The sequence below is a fragment of the Desulfosarcina cetonica JCM 12296 genome, assembly GCF_001311845.1.
Classification (GTDB): Bacteria; Desulfobacterota; Desulfobacteria; order Desulfobacterales; family Desulfosarcinaceae; genus Desulfosarcina; species Desulfosarcina cetonica.
The window spans coordinates 1-3392 of sequence record NZ_BBCC01000348.1 but is presented as its reverse complement, the minus strand read 5'-3'; the positions used below and the strand labels follow the sequence as shown (position 1 = coordinate 3392).

Genomic DNA, 3392 nt, shown 5'->3' with positions numbered 1-3392 from the left:
CACTGATCTTGAAATGTTTTTGGACGCGTTCAAGCCCTCCCATAACTTGAGCTTTGTAGATAACCGCATTGTTTTATACCACCCTTCTGGACGTTTCGATGGCCTCCAATGCGGCAATCCGTTGCAGTACCGGGGGATGGGAATCGTTCAGCAGAACGTACAGCGGGTGGGGATACAAATTGGACAGGTTGTGGACGCTGAGTTTTCGCAATGCGTCGATCAAGGGCTGTGCCCGTCCGGTGGTGATCGCCGCGAACCGGTCGGCCGCATATTCGTGCCGCCGGGAAAGCTGCTGACCCAAAAGGCCGATCAGAAAATCCACCGGCGTATAGAGCAGACCAAAAAAACCAGACCGGCGTGAATCGATGGCATCGGGACATGAAACGCCGCCGCCAGGGCCGATGACTGAATGACGAGCGACATCAGGTAGAGCACCAGGCCGGTTTGGAGAATTCCCAGCACCATCATTTTCAGGATATGGCGCAATTGGTAATGGCCCATTTCGTGGGCCAGCACCGCCACCAGCTCGTCAACGGTGTGTCCCTTGATGAGGGTATCGAAAAGGACGATGCGTCGGTGGCGGCCGAAGCCGGTGAAAAAGGCGTTGGATTTGGCCGATCGCCGCGACCCGTCCATGACCTGAACATTGTTCAGAGAGAAGCCGATGGAGCGGGCATAGGCCAGGATGGCGGTTTTCAGCGGACCGTCCGCCAGCGGCTCGAAGCGGTTGAACAGGGGCATGATCCATTTTGGGGCCACAAACTGAATCCCGATGGTGAACAGGCTGACCAGCAGCCAGCACCACAGCCAGGCAGCCCCCCCGGCATACTGGAAAAAGAGCAGGACGCCGGCCAAAAGGGGAATCCCGAGGATCAGGGCGACCAAAAGGCCTTTGAGGCGATCCGTCATCCAGATGGCCACGGTGGCTTGATTGAATCCGAAGCGCGCCTCGATCCCGAAAGTGGCATAGAAATTCAACGGCTGGTGGAAAAGCGCCTTCAACCCCACCACGATGCCGATGAAGACCAGTCCGGTGGCCAGTGGGGACCACGCCAAGGCCCGCGTCCAGCGATCCAGCATGGCGAAACCGCCACCCCACCAGAAAGCCAGCAGGGCCAGCAGATCGGCAACGGCCACGATTTGACCGAAATGAAGGGTGCTGCGCTGATAGGCCAGGGCCTGGCGGTATTTTTGCGGTTCATAAAAATCCCGAAAGGCGGGGGGGATCGTATCGGTCATGGCCTTGAGATTGAGGCCGTCGGCCAGTTGGTGAATTGAAAAATGTATCGCGATAAAAAAAAGGATCACCCATCCCCAGATGTTGGGTGGTAATCCCCACGCTAGCGTCGTAAGCATGCAAATCACTTTCTGCCGGCGTTGACATCGCCGGGAACCCCTCTAATCATGACGGCCGGCCGGGATGCGGCCGGCGCGGGTGTCCGATAAGGAGCGCGGGCAAAGTTCCGTGTATTCTGTCTTGACAATCGGTTCATTTTTACATAATTTATAAAAGCTTAAATATAAAGACAAAAATCACATTCAGGAAATTATTCGCCAACCACCTGGCCGCATTCCCAAACGGGAACTGTACTTTCGTTCTGGCGCTCCGGCAGGCCTTTTGCGGGATAATCCTTCAATTGACCGACCTTTTCCCTCCACCCAGATACAACCGAAAGATTGCGGGGAGAGAAACAGATCACTGGAAATGGACCGTGAACGAATCTCGACCGACCCTGTCATTGATCAAATATCTTGAAACGGACCGCAACGGGTTCGTCCTCGACCTGGCACAAGCGGACGGCGAACCGCCCTGCGGCGCCTTGGCAACGGTCCCTACACCCAGACGCTGCGGGCCACCATCAAGACCGACGCGGGCGAGCGTGTTAAGGATGTCCTGATGATCATGCAGCGGGACCGTTACGATTCCGTTGACGCCATCATGGCCCGGCCGACCAACCGGACCATCGATGCCGCCTGGCAAGCCGCCTTCGCCTTTCACCGGCAACGGCCCGGCGCACCGGCATCGGCGATGTATTTGCGCGGGCAGGTTGGCCAAAACCAGGTTTGCCTGCCCTTTCAGGCCCTGTTTTATTGCCAGCGGGCCCATACCTGGTTTCACCCGGTTTGCCCGCAATGTGGCTCGGAACTGGCGCTTTGCCAGGACGATGCGCTTCTGACCCGCTGGGGGTTGGGGACCTACTCGGATTCCGTTGAGCGGTTCATGTATTGCCCGGCGTGTTCCTCCCACGGCGGACCTCCTGCATTTTTTGTCAAAACCAAAAAAGACGGAATCGCCTGAGTATGTCCATGACCTCAATGCGCTGATCCACGCCTGGTGGAAGGCGGGCGGCATGCAGGCCGGGAACCATCGCCTGCCCTGCGGTCGGTGCCCCCACAACGCCCTGTGCACCGGCATGGCGGACGCCGATACGGCGACCATCCGGCCCTTCGCCTTCTATCCCTTTTATCTGCTCATGCTTCCGGCACCCACCTGCAGCGCCGAGGCATTCCTCAGAATGATCGGCGGGGAGGACGTTGCCGGGCCGGGCACGGCCGCGGAGGGTAGGGCGGGTTTGGCCGGATCGAAATTTCTCTTTGCCGGGCATGCGCGATGGTTCCTGGAGCTGCTCTATCTGAAGCTCACCTTTCTCCATCAGGTATGCCGCCGGTTCATCCCCGTTGAGAATGACCCTTTGATGCCTGAAATGGCCCTGGGCCTGGATGGCATCGGCGTCGACATCCATCCGGGAGGGGCGGGCCTGCCGGCGTACTGGAACTTTAAGGTGCGCGTGCTGGACGCCATCGGCACCGCCCGGCATGCCCCGTTTGCCCCGTTGGCGCCTGAATCGCCGCGCTTCTATTTTCTGGGCAGCCTCTGGTTTCGGGCCCTTCTGGTCAACCGTCGCCAGGCCGCCGATGTCGTTTTCGACCGGATTGGGCGCTGGATCGGTCCCTTGCGTTTCAATGACGCGGTCGACGGCCTCTCCATGGATATGGCCGATCCGGCGGACATCCTTGCTCCCGGACAGATCTTCTGGATTCCCGATCAACACTCCTTGCCGGCTGCTTGGCAGGCCCATTGGCAACAGGCCCTGCGTTTGGGTGCCCGACTGGTGCATGCCGGTCTGAAAAGCGGTGCCGCGCTGGACCCACAGGCCTTTCTGGGCGACCTTGAAGCCCTGCTTGACGCAGTTCGAAGCGAGATGTTGGCCGCGTCCCCGGCCGCCGCCGTTTCCACCGACCACCCCTTTGCCGCAGTGGCGGGATTGCGTGACGTGCTGCAGCGCATTCTCGTGCGCTGGGAAGGGTCCGAGACTCCGGTCGAGACCCCGGTCGAGACCTTCCCGGCAGAGCGGTCGGAACCCCTTTCGATCCCAGGCGATGACGAAACG

At 59.6% G+C, this 3392-nt stretch carries 5 protein-coding genes; 3 read left to right on the top strand and 2 right to left on the bottom strand.

Annotation, left to right across the window (positions count from 1 at the left end; genetic code table 11):
* Positions 1–73: 73 nt before the first annotated feature.
* Entirely contained in the window at positions 74–322 is a 249-nt protein-coding gene (locus JCM12296_RS48675; RefSeq protein ID WP_281492254.1) for a M48 family metalloprotease, read from the bottom strand.
* A complete protein-coding gene (locus JCM12296_RS33535) occupies positions 310–1356 on the bottom strand; it encodes a M48 family metallopeptidase (protein ID WP_281492253.1) in 1047 nt (348 codons plus the stop codon). Before JCM12296_RS33535 ends, JCM12296_RS48675 begins: the two co-directional genes overlap by 13 nt.
* Before the next feature lie 356 nt (positions 1357–1712).
* On the opposite strand from JCM12296_RS33535, the gene JCM12296_RS39445 reads away from it, so the two are divergent.
* From JCM12296_RS39445 to JCM12296_RS46665, 3 genes are all read left to right on the top strand, one after another.
* Positions 1713–1898 (top strand): hypothetical protein, encoded by a 186-nt coding sequence (locus tag JCM12296_RS39445; protein ID WP_157068153.1) that lies wholly within the window; start codon positions 1713–1715, stop codon positions 1896–1898.
* The gene (locus JCM12296_RS33530) at positions 1898–2299 is read left to right on the top strand and encodes a hypothetical protein (RefSeq protein WP_054702310.1); all 402 of its coding nucleotides are present in this window, start codon (positions 1898–1900) and stop codon (positions 2297–2299) included. Before JCM12296_RS39445 ends, JCM12296_RS33530 begins: the two co-directional genes overlap by 1 nt.
* On the top strand, positions 2268–3392 hold a 1125-nt coding region (locus JCM12296_RS46665), incomplete at its 3' end, for a hypothetical protein (protein WP_246805275.1). The genes JCM12296_RS33530 and JCM12296_RS46665, both read left to right, overlap by 32 nt.

Excerpts from the sequence above, each read along its gene's own strand:
- JCM12296_RS33535 (WP_281492253.1), bottom strand. The coding sequence starts at position 1,356 with ATGCTTACGACGCTAGCGTGGGGATTACCACCCAACATCTGGGGATGG.
- JCM12296_RS33530 (WP_054702310.1), top strand. The coding sequence starts at position 1,898 with ATGATCATGCAGCGGGACCGTTACGATTCCGTTGACGCCATCATGGCC.